A 24,803-nucleotide genomic window follows, 5' to 3' on the forward strand; every position below is an offset into this window, starting at 1 on the left:
TTCCCTCCATTATTTAGCTGCTGCTTTTGTGTCTTTGCCTTTGAAAGCAATAGTTAAGCCGATTAAAACAGCTAAAACTGCAATGATTCCAGCAATTGCTGCAATTTGTCCGCCAAAGTTAGCTAAGTTTCCTAAGAAAATTCCCGTTACACCATAATCTGTATCTGAGAAGGTTGAACCTTGGAAGCCAAGATCACCCATAACAGGCATTAATAAAATCGGCATAAAGCTGATGATAATTCCGTGGATAAATGAACCGGCTAATGCGCCACGCAAACCACCAGTTGCATTTCCATAAACACCGGCTGTCGCACCACAGAAGAAATGAGGGACAACTCCTGGAATAATTACAGTTGTTCCTGCGAAGACCATGATAACTAAACTGACAATCCCACCAACGAAACTAGTTAAGAACCCAATTAATACTGCATTTGGTGCATATGGGAAAACAATTGGGCAGTCTAAGGCTGGAATAGAATTTGGTACTAATTTTTCTGAAATCCCTTTGAAAGCTGGTACGATTTCTGCCAAGATTAAACGAACACCCGCTAAGATAACAAATACACCTGCTGCAAATGAACCTGCTTGTTGTAATGAATAAATGATGTAGTTAGTGCCATCACTTAAGTTAGTCGTTATATAATCATTTCCGGCAAATAATGCCACAATCACGTAAACAACCGCCATTGTGATCGTAATACTTACAGTTGAATCTCTTAAGAAAGATAACCCTTTAGGGAAATTAATATCCTCGGTTGATTTTTCTTTGTTACCGACATATTTACCGATTAAACCACTTAATGCATAACCAAAATTACCTGTATGACCTAACGCCACAGTATCATTTTTAGTAATTTGACGGGTAAACGGTTGAGCGATTGCTGGGAAAATGGTATTGGCTAAACCTAAAGCTAAACCACCAAATAAAACTAAAGGTACTGTTCCCATACCAGTTACGCTTAAAATTACCGCAATCATACAAGCCATATATAAAGTTGCGTGACCAGTTAAATAAATGTATTTGAAACGAGTGATGCGGGCGATTAAAATATTGAAAGCCATTCCTGCTAACATAATAAGTGCTGTATACGTTCCGAATTTAGTCAAAGCTAACGCTACGATGGCTTCATTATTTGGCACAACCCCCTGCATGTTAAAAGCAGCTTGGAACATTTCACCAAATGGTGCCAACGATCCCTCAACTACACCAGCGCCGGCAGTTACTACTAAGAAACCAACAAAAGTTTTAATCCCACCTTTAACGGTTGAAGCGATATCTTTCTTTTGCAGGACATTCCCTAAAATAGCAATCAGTGCTACCAACAAAGCTGGGGTACTGGCGATATCAATTAAAATATCTAAAAATCCATTCATCTTTTTTCCTCCTAAGTTTGGTTTTTTTCCTAAAAAAATAGACTTGGGACTTCTGCCGTCTCAAGCCTACTTAATTTTTAAAGCAAGCCTTTTTCTGTTACTACTTTTTGAACTTTTTCTTTTAATTCATCCATATCGATGATGCTGTCTAAAACAACAACTTCGCCTAAATGTTGCGCGCTGTCAGCTAAATCACTAGCAACAAAGAACACATCTGCCATATCTGGTGACGCACTACCCATGTCAAAGTGAGATACTTCCACACCATCAACACCTAAATCTTTTAATACTGAATTAATATTCATTTCTACCATAAAACTTGATCCTAATCCGGACCCACAAACTGCTGCAAATTTCATTATTCATTCTCTCCTTTTGCTAAAATAGTTAGTATTTCTTCTTTTGTTTCGGCATTTAATAAAGCTTCTAAGTTTTCTTTGTCTGACAATAGTTTGGTCAAACTCGATAGTGCCCGCAGATGAGCTTCGTTATCAACAGCAGCTAAACAAACGAACAATTGAATCGCATGTTTTTCATCATCGACAAGTAAAACAGGTTCTTTGACTTTCAATAAAGACATCCCGATTTCCTTCACGCCATCTTCAGGACGAGCATGGGGTAAAGCAATACCTTTACCAATGTGAATGAAAGGTCCATATTGCTTTACCTTATCAATCATTGCGGTAATATAGCTTTCCTCAATTTTTTCTTTCTCTAATAATGGTTCTGCCGTTAAGCGAATCGCTTCTTCCCATCCTAATGGCTGATCACTGATTTGAATCATGTCTTCGGTAATTAATTCTGTTAACATAGGGCGGCGGTCCTCCTTCTTCTCAATCATTCGATTCATCTTTTTATTTAAAACCTTGTATAATTTTTCTTTGGTTACTCCTTTTTTGATTTCAATATAAGGTAGTAACGCATCCACAATTTCTTTTGCACTAGGTAGTGAAAAACCAGGAATCAATAATTCTTGTTGCACCCGATTGATCAATTGATTTTTTTCCAGTTGCGACATTAAAGGTTTAACGACATAAACTTGTTTGTTGCTTTCAATATTTATCGTCGAAAAAATCACATCGTAACTTTCTTCTGAAATACTTTGCAGCTGATCGACTGAGTTGGATGCTTTAAAATGAATCGTTGGAAACATTTTATTTAATTCTGTCTGCAAAATTAATGAAGAACTGATGCCATTAGGACAAACAATCAAGCCACGAATTTCTTCTTGAACCGCTTCCTCTTTCTGTCGAGCTACTTCACCACCAAATAAAATCGAGAAAAAGCCAACCTCTTCTTCAGGTATTTCTCTTTCTGCTAATTTTTCTAGTGGTAGCAATGCTTCTTTAGTAAAACGATAGATTTCTGCATATTCCATTTGAATATTTTCAATTAAGACATTTGGTAAATAAAACCCATTTCTGATACGAAAATATGCTGGTACCAAGTGATAAAACAAATTCATCAACAATTCGCGAAAATTTGAAAAACCAATCGCTGATAAATTTTCCATCCGATGAATGATTTCAGCCGAGCAACTTAATAATTGATCCAGTTGAATGTCTTGAATTTCGCCCTGAGTGACAGTCATCAAAATAATGGTTAAATAATCAAGCTCGTTTAAATGGGCTTGGTCAAAAAAATTTTGATAAATTTGTTCACTGGCATGATACGCAGTCAGTGAGCGCACCAATTGCCGATCGGTTAAAGGTGCTAATTGTGAATCAGCCATTCGTTTAGCAGAAAAAGCTAAAAATACAGCAACTTCATCAATCCGACTAGGTACGATTTCTAAACCAACTAGCTGACTTTTTTCTTGAATGGTATCGCGCCAAGCAGCATAAAGACTTAAATCTTGTTGATTCAGCCAATACAGCAGGCCAAATTTACCACTGCTACTTTGTAATAAAAAGGCAACACAGTTTTTGGCAAAACGACGAATTGCTTCTTCTTCACCAGAAGCCAGAAATCCTTCTTTACGAGAATAAGTCAATGCCAATTTTTCCTTTTCCAATAGATTACGCAATTTTTTTATATCAGCAATTGCTGTCCCTTTGGAAATCTCTAGAAAGTCTTGAAAGTGAAACAACGACAATTCTTCATACTGGGAATAACTCATTAAAAATATTAAAGAGCGTCGTTCTTCCTCGCTGTAAGCTTCCATTGGTTCTTGGCTTATTAAATTTGCCCATTGTCTTGGTGTGACAGCTGGTACGAAAAATTTATCTTCTACAGTTGACTCTTGTTTAATTGGTAACTTCTTCAATTGCTGCTGAACTTCTTTGGCAGACAGGCCTGTCTGAATTTGCGCTTCGTTCAATGTAACGTAACAATTGGCTTTTTGGGATAGGAGATAACTTAATTTGTAATGCATCTCCTCACCTCCTGACGTAAGTATAAAATGGAAACGGTTGAATTTCGATGATTGTTCAGTACAAATTGCTTTTCAAAAAAACAAAAGATTGTACCGAACATAAAAATATTTAATAAATAAGAAAAATTTTCACCATAAAAATGACTGACTTATTAAATTTAAAAGCCACATCAAATGTGATTTTAGCTTATTTTCACAAACTTAAAAAGACGTTTTTTTTGCACAAAAAAAACGGACTCGTCAAAAGTCCGTCATACAATGATTATAATTGTTCTTCTGTTGCAAAATCCGTTTCATAAGGTTGTCCAGTGTAAATAAACTTGTTGGAAACAGAAGCTTCCATGTCATTTGCCACCAACTCTTTTCTAAAAGGAAAAGTTATTGTTTTACCACTAATCGTTAAATCAGCTTCCAAAACATAAGTTAATTCATCTTTTTCAGCATTATCAATTGCATTTAACTGCTTCAAAACATCATCAATCACTGCTTGCTGATCGAAATTTAATTCTTTCACTGCCTTTTTGTAATCCTCAAAAAAAGCATCTTGTCCTTCAAAATAATTTAAAATCATGGTTTTTCCCCCTAAAATATTAATTAGTTCGTTAAATCTAGTTGTCCGTCTTTGGTTTGAAACACAGGCCAACTGCCGACTAATTCTAGGCGAATCGCTGGAAGTTCATTATCTTTTAAAAGTATCAGCAAATTTTTGACCAGAGCCGTCTGATAATCCAAGTGTTCATCGGGCATCAAAATTAAATCCTGATCTAATGCTTGTTGATAGACTGCATTTTCTTGTTGCCATTTTTTTAAAATTGTTTTGACAATTCGTTCCATTTTTCGCGTTAGTTTGGCTTGATTGTTTAAATTATAAGCGACTTGTCCTTCATCAAAGGCAAATGTCAAATAAACTAACGGTACTGTTGAAACAGGTTTTTTAGGCGAAACATAGAAAAATTCAGCTTCTAATAAATTGAAAGATAGTGTCAGTTCCATAGATTCCCTCTTTTCTTATGGTCATTATAGCATCATCGAAGGAAAAACTGCTGAATTTTAAATCGTGACTGTCACCGCTGCTGCAGCCAAGATTAAAAGCAGCCCGATGATCGTTACCCGCATTTCTTTTTTGGTTTTCTTTTGACCCAAGAACCAAATACCAGTCAGTGTCGCTAAGACTACCGAAGTTTGTGACAAGATAAAGCCAGTTGCCAAACCATTCATATCTGGTTGAGCTGAAATAAGATACGTCAACGCTGCAAAAGCAAAGAAGAAGCCAGAGAAAATATGTTTATATGAAACACTTTCTTTAAAAGCTGATTCTTCTTTAAAGGATAAGAAAATCGCATAAACGACTGCCACAATCACCATACCAATCGCTTGTGGTAGAAAAGCATGCATCCCATCTAAGTTAGTTGCTTGAGGTGCTGCTGAATAAGCCCAATAACCAATTTCACCAATTAATAAAATGATGACTGCTTTTTTTAATTTACCAGCATCTGCTGAAGTCCGATCTTCTGACCAAACAGTTAAATAAGCACCCACAATAATGACTACTAAAGCCAAACCACCAATGATTTTTGCCATCATTCCCGGCCAGTCACCTAAAGCAAAAACGCCCCATAAAGAAGCACCTAACAACTGGAATGCCGTTGTAATTGGCATCGCCCGTGATGAACCTATTAATCTAAATGATTGGAACGTAATAATTTGTGCTGTTGCCCAGCCGACACCAGATAAAATTGCAAAAAATAAATCTCGACCGCCTGGAAAAGCTAGCCCTTGTACTAAGGAAAAAACCATGGCAAAAATTAAAGTTCCCAGAGTTGAACCTAAAATTTGATTAACAGGACGCCCACCAATTTTTGAAGCAATCGTGGGATAAAGTCCCCAACCTAATAACGGACCTAAGCCAATTAATATTGCTAATGTGTTCATAAATATTTCCTCCTAAATTTAAAAGACGACGCCGCTTTCCAAAATAATATTGGCAAACGGACTCATTTCTCCAGTACGAATAAAGGCATGAACTTGATGTAAATTTTTCTTCATTTCACTATGAGGAATAAAACTGATTGGCATTTCGGGCAAGCGTTCTTTGATTTGGTTTAACACAGTTGGATTTTCCGTTTTAATTTCTTCAGCCAAATAAATTCGTTGAATTTCCAATTCCGCCAAGACATTATCTAGTACATCCATAAAACTTGGAATCCCATTGGTTACTGCTAAATCAATTTTTTCAGTGGTCATTGGGACTGGCATCCCAGCATCACCAATACTTAACGTATCGAAATGACCCATTTGACTAATTACTCGTGATATATCTGAATTAATTACTTTAGTTTTTTTCATTTTTCAATCTCCTATTTCTCAATTTCGTTTTGATATGGAATTGATGGCTGTGCACCAAAGCGTTGCACAGTAATCGCTGAAGCATGGTTTCCAAAGGTAATTGCTTCGACTAAATTACTAAAATCCTTTTTCAAAATACTGCTTAAAGCGCCAATAAAAGTATCACCAGCTGCGGTGGTGTCAACTGCTTTAACTTTCATTGCTGGCACAATCCCACTTTTCCCATCAAAGTGATAAAAAGCTCCTTTGCTGCCAACAGTAATAATCACTACAGCTATCCCTAAATCGTGTAATTGATTGGCTGCTTCAGTCATGCTAGCTTCATCGGTGATAGTGATACCCGTCAAAATTTCTGTTTCCGTTTCATTTGGCACAATCATATCAGTAACTTTTAATAATTTTTCCGGTACTTTTGCCAACGCTGGAGCTGGATTTAAAATTGTTTTTACGCCAGCTGCTTGCGCGATTTCAAAAGCTTGGACAGTACTTTCTACAGCGCTTTCAAACTGGGCAATCACGAAATCACTTGCTTCAATCAGTTCTCTTTGGGCTAGAACATCTTCCGGCGTAAAGGCATCGTTGGCACCAGAATGAATAATAATATTATTTTCTCCCGTTTCATCAACAGTGATGAACGCTTGACCCGTCACTTGATTTTCTAAAACTTGTACCCCTGCTAACTCAATTTCTTCTTCAGACAAAAGTTCCTTCATAACAGTACCGGCTGCATCGTTGCCAATTGCACCAATAAAATTAGTTTTCGCTCCTGCACGTTTAGCCGCGACAGCTTGATTAGCACCTTTACCACCACCGGCTGTATATAATTCTTTCGTATGAATTGTTTCTCCTGGTTTTGGCATATGGTCCACTCGTAAATTCGTATCCAAGTTAATACTTCCAACTACCGTAATCGTATTCATTTTGTAAAAACCACCTTTATTTAGTTCGAATTAAAACGTTTTATTAAAACGTTTTAATTCGTTGCCAAAAATATAGCACACCTTGAAAACAATTTCAAGAGAACGATTTCAAGGGTGCTGTAGATTTTCTTAGTTTTAATTGTACAGGTAGCATTATTTCGTCCCAAGCTTTATCTGGCTGAGCAATTCTTTCTAATAATAATTGAGCAGCTGTTTCGCCAATCTTCAAAACGGGCTGAGCCACAGTTGTTAATTCAGGCGTTACATACGCCGCCATATCAATATTGTCATAACCGACAATACTATAATCGTCAGGGATTTTTTTTCCGGCTTCCTTTAAGCCGTAATATAAACCAAAAGCAATCTCATCATTAATCGCAAAAATACCGGTCACTTTGCTGGATAAAACTTTTGGTACAGCCGCTTGTCCGCCAATCTTTGATAAACTGGCATCAATCACTTCCAAATTGGTTCCATAAATGGAGCGAAAACCAGCTAACCTCGTTTGGATATTTTCTGTTGCTGTTTTAGGCAACACGACCGCTACTTGCTGATGCCCTAAGTCTTTTAAATGCTGGGCAGCGATTTTTCCGCCAGTAAAATCATCCGACAAGACCGCATCACTAAATCCTTCAGCTTTCTTTTGATCCAAAACAATAAAAGGTCGATTTTTTTGACGTAAATTTTGGTTAATCGCTTCATTGGAAATGGCTGAACTGGCAATAATAAAACCATCTACGCCACGACGACTTAATTCTTCTAAATAAGCACTTTCCCGCTGATCATCAGAATCGGCATTACATAGAATCGTTACAAAATTTTCTCGATATAATATTTTTTCAATACCTGAAAGTAAAGTGCCAAAAAAAGGATTAGTAATGTCTGGGACCAAAACACCAATGGTTTTACTCTTTTTTACAATCATCCGACGGGCAAAATAATCTGGTTCATAATTTAGTGCTTTTTTGGCAGCTATAACTTTTTCCACCGTCTTAGGACTAAATTTATCATCATTGCCATTTAATATTTGGGAAACGGTCGCAATCGAAACGCCCGATTGTTTGGCTACGTCTTTAATAGTAATTTTTTTATTAGTCATGATTTCTCCTCGCTTAAAATACTCCTTATTTTCGCATGAATATTCTTGTCTGTAAACTTGTCAAAAGATGGTATTTCTTCTATACTGCTAGAAGCATAAAGGAGTATCGAATGAAAAAAAAGATAAAAATTATTTTAATTAGTTTAGTTGCATTGATTGTTGTCGTTTTAATTGGCGCCGGAAACTACTTTTACAATTACGCTGTCGTTCCTTCAGAAAAAGATTTTTTAAGCAGCGGTAACACTGAAGTAAGCGACTCACAAAAATGGTTTGACAATAAAGAAAATCGAACCACCTGGCAATTAAAAGCCAGCGACGGTTTAAAACTTTCAGCAATTTACTTACCAGCTGAAAATGCTAAAAAAACAGCAATTATAGCCCATGGTTATATGGGAAATGCTGAAGACATGGCTGACTATGCCAAGATATACCATGATTTAGGCTACAATGTTTTAACCCCAGATGCTCGCGGCCATGGTAAAAGCGCTGGCGATTATATTGGCTTCGGTTGGGACGAACGAAAAGATTACCAACAGTGGATTCAACAAGTTTTGAAAAAAAATGCCGCAGATCAAGATATTGTTCTTCACGGCATCAGCATGGGTGCCGCGACTGTCATGATGACTAGTGGCGAAAAATTACCACAGCAAGTAAAAGCAATTGTTGAGGATTGTGGTTACACTTCTGCTAATGCTGAATTGAGCTATCAATTGAAAGATATGTTTAATCTACCTGCATTTCCACTAATCCCTGTGACTAGTTTAGTAACTAAAGTCAGAGCAGGCTATTTTTTTGGTGAAGCTGACGCTCTTAAACAACTGGCTAAAAATGAACGCCCAATGTTGTTTATCCATGGTGATGCAGATAAATTTGTGCCCTTTTCCATGTTAGACCAAAATTACCAAGCAACTAAAGGTCCTAAAGAAAAATATGTAGTGAAAGGCGCTGCCCATGCACAAGCCTTTTCAAAAAACCCTGAAAAATATCAAGCAACAGTTGCAGAATTTTTAACCAAATATGTCAAATAAAAAAACATTGAAGCTAGCATTATATATTGCAGCTTCAATGTTTTCTGTTAATAGAATCAAATTTTATTCTTCGCTGCTGTCAGTTTTTTCTAGTAAAAATTCAGCGATTTCTGTTGTTACAGCAATCATATTGATTAATTGATGTTGAATCGCTACATAAAGCGCTGATTTTTTAGATTCTTCGTGACAAATTGCAGCGATTTTATCAATTTTTTTCAACTCTGTTAAATTTACGCCAATAACATTTTCATTGATCCGACTATCTACTTCCTCGCCATTACGATCAAAGAAACGAGAATTAATATCTCCCACTGTATGGACTGATTTTAAATCCGCCAAAGCAGCTGGATTTAAATAACCGATTTCCGTCATCGTATTTTTAGTTGAGAAAGGATCTGCAATCCCTACTAGCGCAAGATCTACCTTGCATCCTTCAGCCAAAACTTCTTTAATTAAAGAATTCTCGATTAAACTTGTTTTGACTTCATGATTATCAACTAAAGCCGGCGCATAAAGATACAGACTACGACCTCTAATTTTACGAGCCAAATCATAGGCCAGCTGATTTGAGTGAACATCAACATGATCAGGACCCATCCCACCAATTAATGGCACGATCATCGTTTCAGGACTATTTTCATAAGGGAATTCATCCACAAAACGCCGCAACATTTTCCCCCACGAAATACCGATTTTATTTGCTTGATCAATGTCTCGTTTAAAGGAGGAAATAGCCGTTTGCACCAAAATTTTCTCGACTTCATTTTCTCTGATATTGTTTGTGTCTAGCACGACTGCTCGTTTTAACCCGAATTTTTTTTCTAAGCTTAATTCCAGCTCTGCTGAGTAAGCACTTTCACTTTTTATGTAAATGTCAACAATTCCTTCTTTTTTTGCATCATTCAAATATTTTGAAACCAGCGACCGAGAAATCCCCATTTTCTTGGCAATATCCGACTGTTTCAAATCCTCTTTATGATACATTGTGGCAACTCTAACTAAATCCCGATTCATTTGTTCATTCATTTTTATTGACCCCCTTCCAAAACAGCAAAAGTGAGACAACGATTGCCTCACCTCACCATATTTTCTTTTATAAAAATTCGATTACTTCGCCAATTTCAACTGTTTCAGGATAACTACTTGGACTAATAATAATCGCACCTGGTAAAATTTCGCCAATCTCATCACGGAAATAAATCGAGATATGACCTAATTCTTCGAAGTTTGCATTAGCTTGAGAGCCAACTGCGGCAATTTTATATTCTTGACTACCAAATTTAATAAGGCCACCAACTTTCAAGGCATCCTGTGGTTTTTCTTCAAATTCATGAATGACACAAATATCTCTCAATTCAGCCGTTGCTTCTGGGCCAAATAAAATAATCAATTTTTCTTCGGCAAATGCTTCTACCATTGAACCAATTTCAGTTACTTTTGTTTTTACCATGAGAATCCCTCAATTTCTTTTAAATTTTTAATACATACCAAAACTGAAGACATAAGCAATCGCTACTGCAGCTACACCAGTCAATACTCGGCTATATAAAATTGCCGGCACACCGACTTGAACTGTCTCAGGTTTTGCTTCACCTAATGTTAACCCAACTGGAATAAAGTCACAACCTACATGAGCATTAATGGCAAATAATGCTGGCAATGCATACTGTACAGGAATTGATCCGTTTGCAATTTGTGTACCGATCAAAACACCGATAACCTGTGAAATAACCGCACCAGGTCCTAAGATTGGTGACAAGATTGGAATACTACAGATTAATGCTAAAGCCAACATTCCTGGTAGAGATCCCGCCAAAGGAGAAAGCACATTTGCAATCCAATCGCCAATACCAGTGTAGTTGATAATCCCAATCATCATTGAAATAAACGCCATAAAAGGAATAATATTTTTCAAAAGCATATCAACCGCATCACGACCTGATTGATAGAAGACACCCATCACGCCACCGATTCCGCGAGAAAAACGAACTAAAAAGCCATCTTTCTTCTCGTTATTAGCTTTGTAATCTGCCTTTGCTTTTGCATATTTCTCTTCAAATTTTTCTTCAATTTCTTCAGTTTCAGCCGCTGCATTAACTATCTCTTTTTCGGCTTGGGCAATTCCAGCACTTTGAACTTCTTCTACAGTAGCGCTATCTCTTAATTTTATATTATTTGGCTTCACACCAGAAACAAAAATATCTTCAGTAATATGCTTTGCCAAAGGGCCAGATGGTGATGAAGGCAATACATCAACCGTTGGGATCCGTTTCATGGGATAAACTCCGATTCGGGCTGTACCACCACAATCAATGACAGCACACATCATTTCTTCTTCTGGTACTTGGTTTTTAAAACCATCCCAAGCTTCTGCCCCACTTAAATCTGCAATTGCTTGCGCGACTGGATGAATCCCGCCACCCGTTACGGAAACAACTTTATTTTTCTGATCAGTTGGTGTCAATTCCAATCCAACACCCCAACCATTACTTCCTGGTTCCACAAAAATTGTTTTGAACATGTCAAGATCCTCCTAGCTAGCCACACTCTTGGCTGAATTTTTTTTCGACTCACGAGAAATTAAAAACTTAGTAATTTGTTCAGTGACTACGCCCCGCATAAATACGACGATCACACCGACAATAAAATAGCGGACAGCCAAAGTCGATTGACTATAACCAGCTTGTGTCACCCCATTAGCAATACCTAAAAAGACAAATAACTCACCAGCATTTGCATAAGGAAACAATCCTGTTACCGGATGCAAGAAAGATACAACCGCATCATAAAAAGCAGGTTTTTCTTCTTCTTTAACAAATTTCCCAAAAGTATAAGCCATTGGATTAGTCAGCATCAAGACTGACAAAATCGGCATCACTGAGTAACGTAACACCATGTATTTCGAACAAAATCGAATTGCTCGGTCGACTCTTTCTTCACCAATAAAGGCAATTACTGAATAAGTGAAAGTCAGTAGAACAATCAATAACGGAACAATCCCCGTCATAAAACTTGTAAACTGCTCCCCGCCAGCTTCAAATAATCCAATAAAATTTGTTCCGAACCATTCAATATACTTCATTATTTGTTCCTCCTAATTATTAGTAATCGCTTCCATTTTCCGTAGGTAGATGTTGCCCAATAAGTTCTCTGTCTTAGATAGATGTTTCACTGTCTGCTGCTTTTCATAAAAATCTTTCAAATGCATATTTTGATAATTTTTCATTTCTCTAAAACCTGCAAAGATTGTCAACCCGCGGCAAATATAGCAGTGTTCAATTGTACCAGCTTCATTTATTACGATTGCCACAATTGTCTTTGACAGCCAACCCTTTGATACATCCGTCTGTAGTTCAAAACCTGTCTGTCCAGCATATTCTTTAGTAATTTTACTAATAAAACGATTATAATTGCGGACTTGAATAAAACTGGTAAGTGACTGTAGCACCATCAAAAGCAACACGACGACCATTAATAAATTCATGACATTCCTCTTTTCTTTTAAAAAATGAAACAGAAGCGATGATCACTTCTGCTTCACCAGAAATTCAACTTATTTTTATTCTGCAAAGGTTTGATCTTGCATTTTACGTAAACGATAAACAGTAGTTGATTCATCAATTTCAATATCATCATAAGTTAAGAACGTACCATCTTTAATATCACGTTTAGCTACAGAACTACCGCCAACTAAACCGATTGGCACATTTCCATTTTTCTTCATATCAGCATGTGTTTCTAGCACACCGCGGACACAATAACCACCGATACCATCGATTCTTTCACCAGCTTTGATATCTTTTTTCGCTACCGCTACTGTCTCAGAAATTGGTGCTCCCATTGGCACAATTGCATGATCGTTTTCTAAAACTGCTCGAGCAATCGTTAATGGTGTTTCTAAACTAGCTAAATGGAACGGACGGTATAACAAGTGATGATCCCGTTCACCTTTTTTCATTAAGTAACTTAATTCGTGACGCACACCTTCGTTTTGACCTTTCACAATTACGAAGACACCTGGTGCTAAACCATCGACATATTCAACAACACCAAAGTTATCTAAAACTCCGCCATTTTCTTTTAAATCAAGTTTTTCTACTGTGCCATCTAAACCAGCTGAAATTCCGTGCATTCCAACTTTATCTGGTACAAATCCAATCGCATTAGATAACAGATTCATTTCTGCCATAGTTTTTGTTCCATCTTGGAAAGCTGCCAACATATGACTAGACATCTTTTTAGCATCTGCTTCTGCTTGAGCTGAATCAGGATTTGCACTGACTTTCAACGCGTTATTTTTTCCTTTACCAGCAACTAAAACTTCCATACCCATTGTTTTAGCAAATTCAAATAATTGAGTTGTTACTGCCGGTTCGTCACCATCGGAACCAGTGTAAACTAAGCCAGCTGCATCATATAATTTTTTCATTAATGGGCCAATGGTAATATCAATTTCAACATTTAATAGTACAATATGTTTTTTCGCAATTAAAGTTTCAAAAGAAATTTGTGCGCCAACTTCTGGAACACCTGTTGCATCAACAATGATTTCAACTTTATCAGAGTGAATGACTTCTTTAAAATCTGTCGTAGTTAAAATATCAATTTTTTGAGCTGCACTCGCATTGTAAGCCTCAGCCGCACGTTTGGCGTTATCTAAATTAATATCACTGATTCCAGCAACAATCATTCCAGGAATTGTCGAAATTTGTGCAATCATTCCTGATCCCATTTGTCCTGCGCCGATTACACCTACTTTAATAGGATTGTTATTTTTTTCACGTTCAAGTAATTTGCCATAAAGTGTCATTATATTTCCCTCCAACTAATTTTGTCATATGTCAATATGTTTGTCATATGTGTTTTACATGGATTAGTATAACATCGTTAAAAATATTGTCAACGCTTTCTCCTAAATTTTTTTCACAAACTTTTTTTAGAAGCCATAAATTTTTGAAGAAAATCGATGGTAATAAGGGTTTCAATGGGTTTTAGTTTGTAAAAAATTATTATTTATATTGATGGATTTTTAAATGATTAATGAATATTTTAATGTTATTTTCTTAATTCAAACTAAAAAATCGAAAAAAAAAGGAGTGGATTTCTCCACTCCTTAAAAGTCTAACTTTTAGACTCAGTATATTTCTGTACGTATTTTTTGCCTTATATTTTTCAATAATTCAATTTGCTAAATTTTTTTCTCTAAGAAATTCTGGTATAAACACATTTCAAAATAGAATCTCTATATGCATACAACAATTACATATATAGTAAGATTGATTTTATTGTCCGCCTTTAGGTTATGCAAAACTATTAATTTACATCTAAAATTCAAAAAAGGTATTTTCATCTAATGAATACAAACAGTGTGAAATAAAAGGGCCAAAATTTTTTATTTTTTGGCCCCTCTTCAATCTATATCCTACATCCATAGTTAGTTCATGAGTTAAATTAGCTCGATGAATCGAGTTATTAATAGTTAATACACTCACCTTATATCCTCTTTAAAGTGAGTTATCGGATTGAACGCTTTTGTTATAGCTTCTTCTATGGAATATAATTATTGATTTTGTTCATCCTGATTTGTATCAATATCCATCTGCTCTTTGATGGCATTTTCGACACGTTGGCGTTCGCTTTCTTCTACAAGTTGATAAGAAATTCCTTCAATTCCAGTCTCACCATCACCTGTGAAATCGTAGCCTTTTAATTGATCGGTTTTGATATTTTTTAGTGCAGGCGTGTATTGTTTTAACATGGACATCATTTGGTCAAAAGATAGATCAGTTTCTCCATTTTCACCAATAACGTCCAGAATTTCTTGATACTTTAGTAAGCTGTTAAAAGAAAGTAATTTGTCTGTTAATTGAATTAAAACTTCTCGTTGGCGACGTTGACGACCATAGTCCCCTTCTGGATCTTCATACCGCATACGTGCGTACTGCAAAGCTTCCCATCCGCCTAAATGTTGCTTACCTTTTGGATAATGGATACCTTCAGCATCAAAGGCAAAGGCATTATTCACGGTAACACCACCGACAGCATCGCCAAGGTCCTTCATGGCATCCATATCAACAGAAAAGTAATGGTTGATAGGAATGTGTAAAATATTCTCTACCGTTTTGATTTGCATATCAGCACCTCCGAAAACGTGGGCTGCATTGATTTTATTATATTCTCCATCAGTGCCTGCAATTTCTACATAATAATCTCGCGGAATACTAGTAATGGTTGTCTCTTTTAATTGATTGTTAACCGTGACCACCATTAAAGCATTGGAGCGATAATCCGTCTTCCGTTTTGAATCATTCGCAATTCCCATAATTAAGAAACTAACAGGTTCACCTTTAGCCAAATCTGGACTTTTAGTTGACGATTTTCGTGGTTTATACATTGTGTTCGCTGTTTTTTTTAAATTATGATACATGCTGACGCCGTAAGCTGATATAGACAGCGTTCCTAAAAATAAAAGAGTCAAACTGAATACTAGGAGTAAACTTTTTCTTTTACGATGATGTCGTCTACTCCGTTGCGTGATGTCTTCTTCTGCGAAAGTTTGTAAATAACGTTGATTCACAACACTGAACGAAAAGTTTACCCAGCTATAGCTTAGAAGCATACCCGCAATCACGTCACTAGGATAGTGAACGCGGAGAAGGATTCTTCCTAAAACAATCAGAACAAGATAAGCAACTAAAAAAATTTTTATCCCTTTAGCTTTTTCAACTTTAAGATAAGTTAAAGTGATAAAAACCGTACAGACAAGGCACATTGCTAAGAGAGAATGCCCACTAGGGAAACTCGCGGAACTTCGATCGACTAGAGCACCTAAATCTGGTCGAGTTCGACCAATAATATGTTTAAAGACGCTCCCTAAAAAGCCTACAATTAAAAGGTTACTAACGGCCCAAAAGGCAAGAACTTTTTCTTTTTTCTGAAAAAGGTAAATCATAAGTAACAAGAAGAACAGGGACATTGGACCAATCGTTGCTGTTTTCGCCAGCAGATTGATAATCGTTAAAAGTGACGTATTTAATTGCCATTTGATGTGATAGATTGCCTCGTCTATTTGTTGAAACCAATTTGGACTGGCAGCCACTAATAGCGTGAGGCAAGTAAAACAAATGGTTGTTATGGTGTAACGTGGAATTTTTTTTTCTGATCTTTGCATGAGAATCCCTTTCTTTTTTCCTTGAAAGAGGAGACTAAGCCAGCATTGATCGTAAATAAGCAATTGCTACTTTCTAAAAAAGCAAACAGTACATCAATCGGTTCTCATCGTCTGAGCTTTAGCACTATCCAACGTAAAGATTTCTCTTAGCTATCTTTAGAAGAGCCTTAATTCGACAATTCCTGTTTTACACATTGGTGTCTTTCGACATTTCTGCGCAATAGCCTATATTTGGATAGGAGCCTCACCTAACAAGGTTATTTTATCTAACTGCCAAAAGTATAGAATTAAGGTTGTATAGCTTTCAATCATTTTGAGTAAGTTTATTTTTTTTTTAATTATTTCAATCGTATTATTGGAAAAGAATAATGAATATATTGAAAAAAAACAATTTTCCGTCCACCAAAAAAATATTTACAAATGGTTACTTACTTTGACGGGAATGCATTCACGTTCTTCAATATTCTGTAAAACAGTTCCGATTACTTAATTTTGCTAAGAATTTTACATCATCAATTGTTTGGTCACTTATATTCTGAATTGTCACTACTTTACTCTCATCTTTTAACAAGTTCATGGTTATTACCAGTTATATATCTAAAGTCTGTAGAATATTTTTTTGTTATTATTTGATCATTTATTTATGTTTTTATAATTTTTATTCCATATCCAATTTTTTAAAAAATAAAAATTTTATTGTAATAGCAATTAATAGAAAAGAATAACTTAATATAAAAATAAAAACCCTTTGCAACACTATTTGACGGAGAGCCTATTAAATAAAGAATTAATAAGAATTTATCAGCTTTTTTTTAAGATTTTTCCAATTCGTTGTATCGGCAAAAGAAATAAATTAATATGAACGCAATTAAATAAACTTGTTAGGTGAGGCTCCTATGTAAAAATAGGTTATTGCCCAGAAATATCGAAAGATACCAATGGGTCAAACAGGAATTGTCGAATTAAGGCTTTTTCAAATAACTAAGATATTTTTTCTTTACGTTGCATAGTGCTAAAACTCGAACGATGAGACAACCTTATAAAGGTCAAAATCTGTTCAAAAAAGGTTTTAGGCCTTTTTTATTTGGGTTACTTGTAGAATTGGTTATCAATTCCACCTAACTATCGTTTTAGGAGGAGAAATTGAATGATCAAGAATAGAAAAATTGACCTTGTTATTTTAGTTCCATATTTTATTTTATCTGTAATTGGGCTTTTAGAAATTTATAGTGCCAGTTCTTATAGACTGATGGTCACAGATGAATACTCGCTAAGCTTATTATATCGGCAATTTATATTTATTATAATAAGTTTGACAATAATAGGGGTAACCTTTTTTATAAAGCTTGAGTATTTGCTACACCCACTATTTATTAAGGGAGGTTTAATAGTTTCATTTCTCCTTTTAATTATGGTAAAAGTCGGTTTTTTTGCTGTAACTGTCAATGGCGCACAGAGATGGATTTCGATAGGAGGACTTCAGTTTCAACCATCTGAAATTATTGTTATATTTCTAATTTTATATTTAGCAAGTTATTTTAAAAATAAAAATATTACCAATGTAAAATTGACTAAACCATTTATTATTACAGGGTTAGCTACTGGCTTAGTATTACTGCAACCTAAAATTTCTGGAGCATTTATGATTATAGTGATAGTCGCAGTAATCATTTGGGCGGCAGCAATCCCTGTTGAAAAGGGAATAATGGGGATAGGTTTATTTTTAATGGGGATAATTTTAATAGCCTCTATTGTATTAATTTTAGGCGAAAACAATTTGTTGCCAACATTTTTTTCTCATGCTTATAATCGCATTTCTATAGTTCACAATCCTTTCTTAGATGAGCATGGATACGGATACCAAATGGCTAATTCTTACTATGCTTTATATAATGGTGGTTTTTTAGGACTTGGCTTAGGCAATAGTCTTACTAAGCAGGGATATCTACCAGAAGCAGAGACAGATTTTATTTTTTCAATTATTAGTGAAGAATTGGGGTTGCTAGGTGCTATATTTGTCTTATTTTTAATTTTTGTAGTTTGCTTAAGGATTTTTCAAAAATCCATTCAATGCAAAGATCAGCAACTGAGCTTAGTACTTATTGGATTTGGGACGCTGATACTTATCCAATCTAGTATCAATGTCGCCAGCGTCTTAGGATTAATTCCTATGACAGGAGTACCATTACCCTTCGTAAGTTATGGAGGAACTAGTTATTTAATCCTATCTTTTGCCTTGGGTATTTGTTTAAATATTATATCTCGCAAAAATCTCTATCTTCTAAAAGAATAAAATAATGTAAGTCATAGTTGTCACCCATAAGGGATATCTAAAAATCTAGTCAGTAGTTTCAATTCTAAAAGCTTATTTTTTTATGGCTCCTATGACAGTAATCCGAACAAAAAAGAGAAATTACTTATTATTTAATATACACCTATGACTTACACTGTAGAGAATAGAATAAATCCGTATTGGCAATGCTTTATTTGGAATAATAAGTGTTAATTTTGGGAATGAGAAGGGTAACCAGTGTAATTAGAAAAAGTATACTAATGTTTGTTTTGAAAAAAATAGTTCTCGTTTCAAACGAGAACTAAAAGTAATAATAATCTATCATGTGATTGCATTTTTTAACTGTGGAAGATTAAAATATTACAGTTTGAATGGTTAAATACATGGGAGGCTGCCCAATCCATCAATAATTTTTTTTAAAAAATTCCCTGTTACTTTTAAAAAAACCGAAAAGAAAAATCCTTCTCGGTTGTTCATTTTGATCTACTTTTTAGAAAGTAATCTTTTTTATAGGAGGACACATCGATGCTTGTTTATACACTAAAGATTACTTAGTATTATAACAAACCACTGTCTTCTAATAATTCTTCAATGAATGTACCTTTAATTTTTTTTAGTTCATGCTTTTCCACTAGACTTGTAAACCAAGGAACTTTTAGATCAATTAATTTCTTTTGATCATTTAAATAATAAGTAGCCTTCATCAATGTTCTAATATCATAGCAAGAAGCGAAAACTTCAGGAATACCTCGATCCACCTCTAATAAACCGTACACTGCTTCCATAGCTGTCCGAACTGAATATTCAGTAGTAAAAACAGTATCTCGTTTTGTTTCTGCAAAATTTCCGATAAAGGCTAAATTCTTAGATCCCTCAGGAATAACTAGTGGTCGGTCACCATTTGCACGCGGCATAAAATAAGAAGTAATATAAGGCATGTAGCAAGGCATCGTGTTGCATGAATGGATCGCTAAATCGTTGATCATTTCATTAGGAACTCCCATGTGATATAACCATTCAGCTGCAATCTCATTACCTGTGCATTCAGTGATTGTTTTTTTTGTATAGTTTCCATCAGTATCAGATATCAGTGCATAAAACCAGACGACTAGTTGATCTTTTGGTTGTTCTTTAAAATGTGGTTGACGATTTAACGTATAACTTAATTTCCAATTTGAATCTTCTACGTGAACAATTCCGCCAGTAACAACTTTTCCATTATAAGGATCTCGCTTGCTTATTTTTTCAATAAAAGGTGCAATTTTTTTATCCAATGTAGTAATGGTAGCTGAAACTACCCACGCAGCATCTGGAATATTTTCGCAGAATTTTTCTGGTCTACCAAAAGTTATGTCTTGCGCTGCTAGTTTTTTCCAAAGGTTCCAACTACCACCTAGCTTATGTGAAATAGGTGCAGGAGTATCATTATCGCCATATGTTGAACTTTCAGTAATAGAACCGTTAGTAATAAAAACTAAATCATTTTCAGTTAAATCGATTGTTTCAGGAAATCCATCTACTTTTAGTAGAATTTGTTGCGCCTGCTTTGTACCGCTTTTATCTGATTTAATTAAAATATTTTCCACTTGCGTATTATATTGGAAGTGAACACCAGCTTTTTTTAGAAAGCTTAACAGAGGTAATACTAATGATTCGTATTGGTTATATTTAGTAAATTTTAATGATGAAAAATCAGCTAAAGCGTCTATATGGTGGATAAACCGCATTAAATAACGGCGCATTTCCATTGCTGAATGCCAAGTTTCAAAGGCAAACATTGTGCACCAATAAGCCCAAAAATTTGAAGTAAGAAAATCATCAGAAAAGACCTCACTAATTTTTTTATTCTGTAGCTGACTTTCTTCCATTAAGCAAAGTGCAATTATTTCTTTTATGGCTTTTTCACTTAATAAAAATTGACCATCGGTAGCTACTTGTTCTCCCCGGTTATGAATCAAACGACAATGCGAAGAGTTGAGATCTTCTTTATTCAACCAATAAAATTCATCTAAAACAGAAGCATCTGCCTGTTCTAATGAAGGAATGGAACGGTAGAGATCCCAAAGACATTCGAAGTGACTTTCCATTTCTCGACCACCTCGTATAACGAAACCATTTTCTTGCTTGTAAATACCATCTAATGAGCCTCCGGCAAGACTCAATTCTTCGAAAATATGAATTCTATTTCCAGCCACACGACCATCACGAATCAAGAATGCTGCTGCTGCAAGTGAAGCCAGTCCAGAACCAACTAAGTAGGCAGATACCTTATCAGCTTTTTTAGGTTTTTTTGGACGTGCAAAAGCTTCATAGTTTCCATTTGAGTAATACATTTGTCATCATTCCTTTAAAAGAATTATTTTTTTAGACTTGGACACAAGAGTACTTTACATTTTTTTTCGATTTTTTTAAATAGACAAACATTGAGATTTGTCCAAAATATAAAGTACTTCTATATATTATTCTAGTAACTAAATCCAATTTTTTTGTGTCTAAAATTGGAATGTTTTTCGACGTATAGTTACTATTGAAAAAACAGTATCCACGAGAGATTAAGCTACTCGTGAATACTGCTATATTAATATTTTTGATTTTTCAACTAATTTGATTAAAAATTTAAAGGAATTCAAATTAAGCTAATATTTTAATTTGAACAATGAAATAGACTTTCTATTTGACTTAATTTTTGACGTAAACTAAAGGATATCTTTTGTAGAATACTGTATCTTTAAAATGATCAAATAATACATAGCAACTAGCAATAATATCAGTGCAGTGGCAATATGATTCCACGATTGCATAATCACCATACTATTATGAGTTGATACTGCTCTGCTGCTATATATAAAAAATTCTTTTACAGTCTTTTTGTCACTGGTCAAAATTACAGATGCTAATATCATTAAAATAAACTGATGTGATATACTACCAATATTTTGAATTGTATATTTTACCCATATTCTTTTATCCATAGGTAGAGACTCTGTTTCACTATACTGGATTGTCAACCAAGAATTTAAAATACTCTTAAATAAGCTAATTAAAAAAATTCCCAATGAAAAAAAGGGAGTTGCTAAAATAGTTACCAATCCCACTATCACACCTAACAATGAATAGTTTTTCATATTTTTAAAGATGAATTTTTTTGTTGGAGTACTTAAAAACATGCCTAAAACATAAGGGAGATACACTTTAAAAGCTACTGCCTCTCTTCCATAATATCCACTAGCGTATAAGGAACAAAATAAAAATAAATAATTTCCCAATGATCCATTAATTATGGTTAAAAAAGATAAAGAACGCGGTAGTCTTTTTTCCTCGTGAGATTTAAAAATAAATAACATTATAACACCTAAAATAATAAAAAAAATATATCCATAAATAAAATAATCAAATTCCTCTGAGTTTAGCATTAGTCTGCTAGATCGTAACAAAAATAATAGAAATAAGAAACTAAAAAATAAAACTAAATAGCTATTTTTGGATTCTTCTAAATCGTGGGATGCTATTTTATATCCTGAATACTGATAAACCATATATAATGAGATGATATACAGTAAACCATAGAATGAGAAACACAAACTATAACGAAAGTTTATGGGTGAGAACATAGTAATGCCTAATATCGCAATCATAATCAGTGATATAATATTGCTATTTTTTTGTTTTTCATTCTGTTTTTTTAAATAAATATTTAAACTTGTATTTGAAGGTGGTAGCCACGCTCCACTTAGCCCTAAAAAAAATCCACCTAAAATGTACATGGGAAAATAAGTGCTACCCAATACACTAAAAATACATCCCAGTAGCCCGCTTATCAAAGAGATTTTCAAAAGGCTATAACTATTCAACGTAGTTTTTATTCCACGAATAAAAAAAATACCTGTCATCCTAAAAATATAAAAAAGAATGAAGGGAAGTATAGTACTCCAGTTAGATCCATTGCTTAACTGAATAAAAAGCATAAATGGAATAATGATTATGGTCGTACTAATAATAGACAGTGCACATTGTCCAATAAGATTCAAATTTCTTCTCATTTTTTCTCCTTTTTTGTAATACATGTTTTAATTTGATTTTTTAAATTTCAGAATATAAAATTGAAACTGATAATTTGACTATTTTTCCCAGGTGATATTGAACGGTTAGTTTCTAACTTATTACATTTATAATCACAGGCTGTGCTTTGAAACATAGCTAAAGTAACTAGTTATAAATTGCTATTGATAATTGGAATTAAATTCAATAGAAAAATAAAAAATCGAAGTAGAATACTCTACTCCGAAAAAGATTTGAATTTTTATGATTACAATACATTTCCCGTAGTATCTTTAATTTTCTTTCCTATTTGTTTTACTTTTTCTCTACTATTTTTTACATCTTTAGCAATTTGGTTAAGAGAATTTAATTCACTATCAGATAAATCATCAACAATATTTAATAATTTTTCATTATTGTTAAATTTATCTCTGACAACTTTTTTTGTTTTGTAACGAGTTACTTCACTCTCAATTTTCCCTAATATTTTTTCAGAAAAATTAACTGTAGCATATGCCCCTGTTATTGCCAGTAAACCAATTCCTATACTAATTTTAGTTCGGTTTTTCATAAACATCCGTCCTTTTATAAAAAGCTATGATTAATGTATAAGTAAACATTTATAGCTCAATGTCACTTCAAATTTTCAAAATAAGTATCGATTTTATTCATTTCATCTTCATCATATTTATCATATTTACCAGCATCATATAAAATATGTTTAATTTCATGAATTGCTTTCTTTTCTGCATACCATTTCTTAAATTCATGTTCCTTGCTAGTATCTTCATTAAGTGAATTAAGTTTATCCAACTCACTATCTAATTTAACTACTGTGTCAGTCACATTATTGGCTACATTTTCTTCTTTTTTTTCATAATCCGTCATAATAAACACCGCTTTCTTTATTTGTAGGTCTATAATACTCCGAAATAATTTTTACGTCTAATCATAATTGGATTTACTTAGTAACCATGCTAAATAAGTAATTTTTTAATTGAAAATAAAAAATCGGATATCCTTTGTTTCTCCCATTTTTTTGATTCTTAGGAAGTGGAGAAGAACAGTCAATAATAGATTTTCTTTACTAGTATTTTATTGTTAATCTAATTTCATCTTGATCCATTAATGCCAACATGTGTTCCTTAATCTGTTGCTTGCATATTGTCTCATCCAACATTTATGCCATAATCAGAAAGTATTTTCTGCTTTCTCACTTTGACAACTTCATCTGAATACATTTCATCTTTTGTTTTACCATGTAAACCTTAATTTTTTTCCAAAGGTTTATTTTTTGAGATCCTACTACATATATTTCTGGTATATATTTTGTATCATAACCTAATGACAATAAAAACAGAAAATCACTACGTTTGAAATTAGCCCAATCATTTTTAATTGACGGAAGGGGATGACTTGAATCAAATAAAAGTTCAACTAGATTTTTATATTTTTTGTAATTCCTCTTTATTACTTGATCAATCGGGATTACTATTTGTAACAGTAAGTAATCTCATTTTCAGTAATTTATTCATAAATATCACCTAATAACTAGTAGCTTCTTTCTTTAATGGCATGAATTGTTTTTCTTGGCAAATTCAACTCTCTTACGTTAATGCCGATACAATGACTGAGTAAAGAAAAGCTTTGCTTATTCTATTCTTATATTTTTGTTAATTTTGATTTGTCTAAAGTATCTTCCGTAATCTCCAACACATTGCTGAAATTGTTCTACCAATCCTCCACCAGTTAATCTTTTTTCTCTTTACTATTTGTTAGAATTTCAACTTGCTTAGTAAGATAATCAATTTTTTCATGCGATTTTTCTATTTCAGAAGAATGTTTTTTGTGTATCTTATTTTTACTAAAATAATTTGTTATCGTCGAAGTAATCAAACTGATAAAACCTAATCCAAATAGCATAGTTATTGAAGCAGTTAGTTTGCCCCAGGCTGTTTTTGGAATAATATCTCCATAACCCAAAGTAGTTACTGTTTCAATACTCCACCAAATACTTTCTCCATAATTTTTATTTTCAAAAAAGCTAAAAAAACCACTACCGACAAATATAATACAAGCACTTGCATAAAGTCCGTATATAAAAACATTTTCATACAAAAAACTATTCTTTTTTTCCCTAACTTAAGCATTAAATTAATG

General features: G+C 34.1%; 23 protein-coding genes and 2 riboswitches. Of the genes, 2 read left to right on the forward strand and 21 right to left on the reverse strand.

The window, feature by feature from the left end:
- Positions 1–9: 9 nt before the first annotated feature.
- The 9 genes from ulaA to rbsR form a co-directional block, all read right to left on the reverse strand.
- Positions 10–1,374 (reverse strand): PTS ascorbate transporter subunit IIC, encoded by a 1,365-nt coding sequence (gene ulaA / locus KUA55_RS12380; RefSeq protein WP_218326682.1) that lies wholly within the window; start codon positions 1,372–1,374, stop codon positions 10–12.
- A gap of 77 nt (positions 1,375–1,451) precedes the next feature.
- Positions 1,452–1,733 carry a PTS sugar transporter subunit IIB gene (locus tag KUA55_RS12385; protein ID WP_218326683.1) on the reverse strand — a complete coding sequence of 94 codons (282 nt, stop codon included), beginning with the start codon at positions 1,731–1,733 and terminating at the stop codon, positions 1,452–1,454.
- The gene (locus KUA55_RS12390) at positions 1,733–3,748 is read right to left on the reverse strand and encodes a BglG family transcription antiterminator (protein WP_218326684.1); all 2,016 of its coding nucleotides are present in this window, start codon (positions 3,746–3,748) and stop codon (positions 1,733–1,735) included. The genes KUA55_RS12385 and KUA55_RS12390 overlap by 1 nt, the downstream gene beginning before the upstream one ends.
- Positions 3,749–4,010: 262 nt before the next feature.
- A complete protein-coding gene (locus tag KUA55_RS12395) occupies positions 4,011–4,319 on the reverse strand; it encodes a DUF5960 family protein (RefSeq protein ID WP_218326685.1) in 309 nt (102 codons plus the stop codon).
- A 23-nt stretch (positions 4,320–4,342) separates the two neighbouring features.
- Positions 4,343–4,741, reverse strand: coding sequence for a hypothetical protein (locus KUA55_RS12400; RefSeq protein ID WP_218326686.1), 399 nt, complete (start codon positions 4,739–4,741; stop codon positions 4,343–4,345).
- A gap of 57 nt (positions 4,742–4,798) precedes the next feature.
- Entirely contained in the window at positions 4,799–5,680 is an 882-nt protein-coding gene (gene rbsU / locus KUA55_RS12405; protein ID WP_218326688.1) for a ribose/proton symporter RbsU, read from the reverse strand.
- An 18-nt stretch (positions 5,681–5,698) separates the two neighbouring features.
- Positions 5,699–6,094 (reverse strand): D-ribose pyranase, encoded by a 396-nt coding sequence (gene rbsD, locus KUA55_RS12410; RefSeq protein WP_218326690.1) that lies wholly within the window; start codon positions 6,092–6,094, stop codon positions 5,699–5,701.
- 11 nt (positions 6,095–6,105) lie between these two features.
- Complete coding sequence (rbsK, locus tag KUA55_RS12415; RefSeq protein WP_218326691.1) at positions 6,106–7,014, reverse strand: ribokinase; 909 nt, start codon at positions 7,012–7,014, stop codon at positions 6,106–6,108.
- A gap of 94 nt (positions 7,015–7,108) precedes the next feature.
- Positions 7,109–8,113: a ribose utilization transcriptional repressor RbsR gene (gene rbsR / locus KUA55_RS12420; RefSeq protein ID WP_218326693.1), complete on the reverse strand. Its 1,005-nt coding sequence runs from the start codon at positions 8,111–8,113 to the stop codon at positions 7,109–7,111.
- A gap of 110 nt (positions 8,114–8,223) precedes the next feature.
- Between rbsR and KUA55_RS12425 the strand changes: the two genes are divergently transcribed.
- Positions 8,224–9,141, forward strand: a complete 918-nt coding sequence (locus KUA55_RS12425; RefSeq protein ID WP_218326694.1) for an alpha/beta hydrolase — start codon at positions 8,224–8,226, stop codon at positions 9,139–9,141.
- A 63-nt stretch (positions 9,142–9,204) separates the two neighbouring features.
- Here KUA55_RS12425 and KUA55_RS12430 read toward each other — a convergent pair whose 3' ends face one another.
- From KUA55_RS12430 to KUA55_RS12460, 7 genes are all read right to left on the reverse strand, one after another.
- A complete protein-coding gene (locus KUA55_RS12430; RefSeq protein ID WP_218326695.1) occupies positions 9,205–10,167 on the reverse strand; it encodes a sugar-binding transcriptional regulator in 963 nt (320 codons plus the stop codon).
- Between the two features lie 67 nt (positions 10,168–10,234).
- Positions 10,235–10,591 carry a PTS glucitol/sorbitol transporter subunit IIA gene (locus KUA55_RS12435; protein WP_218326696.1) on the reverse strand — a complete coding sequence of 119 codons (357 nt, stop codon included), beginning with the start codon at positions 10,589–10,591 and terminating at the stop codon, positions 10,235–10,237.
- A gap of 27 nt (positions 10,592–10,618) precedes the next feature.
- Positions 10,619–11,662, reverse strand: a complete 1,044-nt coding sequence (gene srlE, locus KUA55_RS12440; RefSeq protein ID WP_218326697.1) for a PTS glucitol/sorbitol transporter subunit IIB — start codon at positions 11,660–11,662, stop codon at positions 10,619–10,621.
- A 12-nt stretch (positions 11,663–11,674) separates the two neighbouring features.
- Complete coding sequence (srlA, locus tag KUA55_RS12445) at positions 11,675–12,223, reverse strand: PTS glucitol/sorbitol transporter subunit IIC (RefSeq protein ID WP_218326698.1); 549 nt, start codon at positions 12,221–12,223, stop codon at positions 11,675–11,677.
- Positions 12,224–12,235: 12 nt separating this feature from the next.
- Positions 12,236–12,625 (reverse strand): transcriptional regulator GutM, encoded by a 390-nt coding sequence (locus KUA55_RS12450; RefSeq protein ID WP_218326699.1) that lies wholly within the window; start codon positions 12,623–12,625, stop codon positions 12,236–12,238.
- 75 nt (positions 12,626–12,700) lie between these two features.
- Positions 12,701–13,951: an NAD(P)H-dependent oxidoreductase gene (locus KUA55_RS12455; protein WP_218326700.1), complete on the reverse strand. Its 1,251-nt coding sequence runs from the start codon at positions 13,949–13,951 to the stop codon at positions 12,701–12,703.
- 750 nt (positions 13,952–14,701) lie between these two features.
- The gene (locus KUA55_RS12460; protein WP_218326701.1) at positions 14,702–16,312 is read right to left on the reverse strand and encodes a phosphatase PAP2/LCP family protein; all 1,611 of its coding nucleotides are present in this window, start codon (positions 16,310–16,312) and stop codon (positions 14,702–14,704) included.
- 96 nt (positions 16,313–16,408) lie between these two features.
- Positions 16,409–16,575, reverse strand: a riboswitch (M-box (ykoK) riboswitch).
- Positions 16,576–17,182: 607 nt separating this feature from the next.
- Positions 17,183–17,350: riboswitch (M-box (ykoK) riboswitch) on the forward strand.
- Between the two features lie 109 nt (positions 17,351–17,459).
- Here KUA55_RS12460 and KUA55_RS12465 point away from each other — a divergent pair.
- Positions 17,460–18,605: an FtsW/RodA/SpoVE family cell cycle protein gene (locus KUA55_RS12465; RefSeq protein ID WP_218326702.1), complete on the forward strand. Its 1,146-nt coding sequence runs from the start codon at positions 17,460–17,462 to the stop codon at positions 18,603–18,605.
- Between the two features lie 557 nt (positions 18,606–19,162).
- On the opposite strand, the gene KUA55_RS12470 is transcribed toward KUA55_RS12465, so the two are convergent.
- The 5 genes from KUA55_RS12470 to KUA55_RS18345 form a co-directional block, all read right to left on the reverse strand.
- Positions 19,163–20,938, reverse strand: a complete 1,776-nt coding sequence (locus KUA55_RS12470; protein ID WP_218326703.1) for an oleate hydratase — start codon at positions 20,936–20,938, stop codon at positions 19,163–19,165.
- 363 nt (positions 20,939–21,301) lie between these two features.
- Positions 21,302–22,645: a hypothetical protein gene (locus tag KUA55_RS12475; protein ID WP_218326704.1), complete on the reverse strand. Its 1,344-nt coding sequence runs from the start codon at positions 22,643–22,645 to the stop codon at positions 21,302–21,304.
- 266 nt (positions 22,646–22,911) lie between these two features.
- Positions 22,912–23,214, reverse strand: coding sequence for a hypothetical protein (locus KUA55_RS12480; protein WP_218326705.1), 303 nt, complete (start codon positions 23,212–23,214; stop codon positions 22,912–22,914).
- A gap of 62 nt (positions 23,215–23,276) precedes the next feature.
- Positions 23,277–23,531, reverse strand: coding sequence for a hypothetical protein (locus KUA55_RS12485; protein ID WP_218326706.1), 255 nt, complete (start codon positions 23,529–23,531; stop codon positions 23,277–23,279).
- An 861-nt stretch (positions 23,532–24,392) separates the two neighbouring features.
- Entirely contained in the window at positions 24,393–24,761 is a 369-nt protein-coding gene (locus KUA55_RS18345; protein WP_246601499.1) for a potassium channel family protein, read from the reverse strand.
- Between the last annotated feature and the right edge of the window lie 42 nt (positions 24,762–24,803).

Source organism: Enterococcus alishanensis (assembly GCF_019218635.1).
In the GTDB taxonomy this organism is placed as follows: Bacteria; Bacillota; Bacilli; order Lactobacillales; family Enterococcaceae; genus Enterococcus_A; species Enterococcus_A alishanensis.

What these genes read in the sequence shown, in the direction of transcription:
- KUA55_RS12390 (WP_218326684.1), bottom strand. Translation starts at nt 3,748, where the DNA reads ATGCATTACAAATTAAGTTATCTCCTATCCCAAAAAGCCAATTGTTAC.
- KUA55_RS12475 (WP_218326704.1), bottom strand. Translation starts at nt 22,645, where the DNA reads ATGAGAAGAAATTTGAATCTTATTGGACAATGTGCACTGTCTATTATT.
- ulaA (WP_218326682.1), bottom strand. Translation starts at nt 1,374, where the DNA reads ATGAATGGATTTTTAGATATTTTAATTGATATCGCCAGTACCCCAGCT.
- srlE (WP_218326697.1), bottom strand. Translation starts at nt 11,662, where the DNA reads ATGTTCAAAACAATTTTTGTGGAACCAGGAAGTAATGGTTGGGGTGTT.
- KUA55_RS12465 (WP_218326702.1), top strand. Translation starts at nt 17,460, where the DNA reads ATGATCAAGAATAGAAAAATTGACCTTGTTATTTTAGTTCCATATTTT.
- KUA55_RS12430 (WP_218326695.1), bottom strand. Translation starts at nt 10,167, where the DNA reads ATGAATGAACAAATGAATCGGGATTTAGTTAGAGTTGCCACAATGTAT.
- KUA55_RS12400 (WP_218326686.1), bottom strand. Translation starts at nt 4,741, where the DNA reads ATGGAACTGACACTATCTTTCAATTTATTAGAAGCTGAATTTTTCTAT.
- KUA55_RS12470 (WP_218326703.1), bottom strand. Translation starts at nt 20,938, where the DNA reads ATGTATTACTCAAATGGAAACTATGAAGCTTTTGCACGTCCAAAAAAA.
- rbsD (WP_218326690.1), bottom strand. Translation starts at nt 6,094, where the DNA reads ATGAAAAAAACTAAAGTAATTAATTCAGATATATCACGAGTAATTAGT.
- KUA55_RS12395 (WP_218326685.1), bottom strand. Translation starts at nt 4,319, where the DNA reads ATGATTTTAAATTATTTTGAAGGACAAGATGCTTTTTTTGAGGATTAC.
- KUA55_RS12460 (WP_218326701.1), bottom strand. Translation starts at nt 16,312, where the DNA reads ATGCAAAGATCAGAAAAAAAAATTCCACGTTACACCATAACAACCATT.
- KUA55_RS12385 (WP_218326683.1), bottom strand. Translation starts at nt 1,733, where the DNA reads ATGAAATTTGCAGCAGTTTGTGGGTCCGGATTAGGATCAAGTTTTATG.
- KUA55_RS12480 (WP_218326705.1), bottom strand. Translation starts at nt 23,214, where the DNA reads ATGAAAAACCGAACTAAAATTAGTATAGGAATTGGTTTACTGGCAATA.
- rbsR (WP_218326693.1), bottom strand. Translation starts at nt 8,113, where the DNA reads ATGACTAATAAAAAAATTACTATTAAAGACGTAGCCAAACAATCGGGC.
- rbsU (WP_218326688.1), bottom strand. Translation starts at nt 5,680, where the DNA reads ATGAACACATTAGCAATATTAATTGGCTTAGGTCCGTTATTAGGTTGG.
- KUA55_RS12450 (WP_218326699.1), bottom strand. Translation starts at nt 12,625, where the DNA reads ATGAATTTATTAATGGTCGTCGTGTTGCTTTTGATGGTGCTACAGTCA.
- KUA55_RS12485 (WP_218326706.1), bottom strand. Translation starts at nt 23,531, where the DNA reads ATGACGGATTATGAAAAAAAAGAAGAAAATGTAGCCAATAATGTGACT.
- rbsK (WP_218326691.1), bottom strand. Translation starts at nt 7,014, where the DNA reads ATGAATACGATTACGGTAGTTGGAAGTATTAACTTGGATACGAATTTA.
- KUA55_RS12455 (WP_218326700.1), bottom strand. Translation starts at nt 13,951, where the DNA reads ATGACACTTTATGGCAAATTACTTGAACGTGAAAAAAATAACAATCCT.
- KUA55_RS12435 (WP_218326696.1), bottom strand. Translation starts at nt 10,591, where the DNA reads ATGGTAAAAACAAAAGTAACTGAAATTGGTTCAATGGTAGAAGCATTT.
- KUA55_RS12425 (WP_218326694.1), top strand. Translation starts at nt 8,224, where the DNA reads ATGAAAAAAAAGATAAAAATTATTTTAATTAGTTTAGTTGCATTGATT.
- srlA (WP_218326698.1), bottom strand. Translation starts at nt 12,223, where the DNA reads ATGAAGTATATTGAATGGTTCGGAACAAATTTTATTGGATTATTTGAA.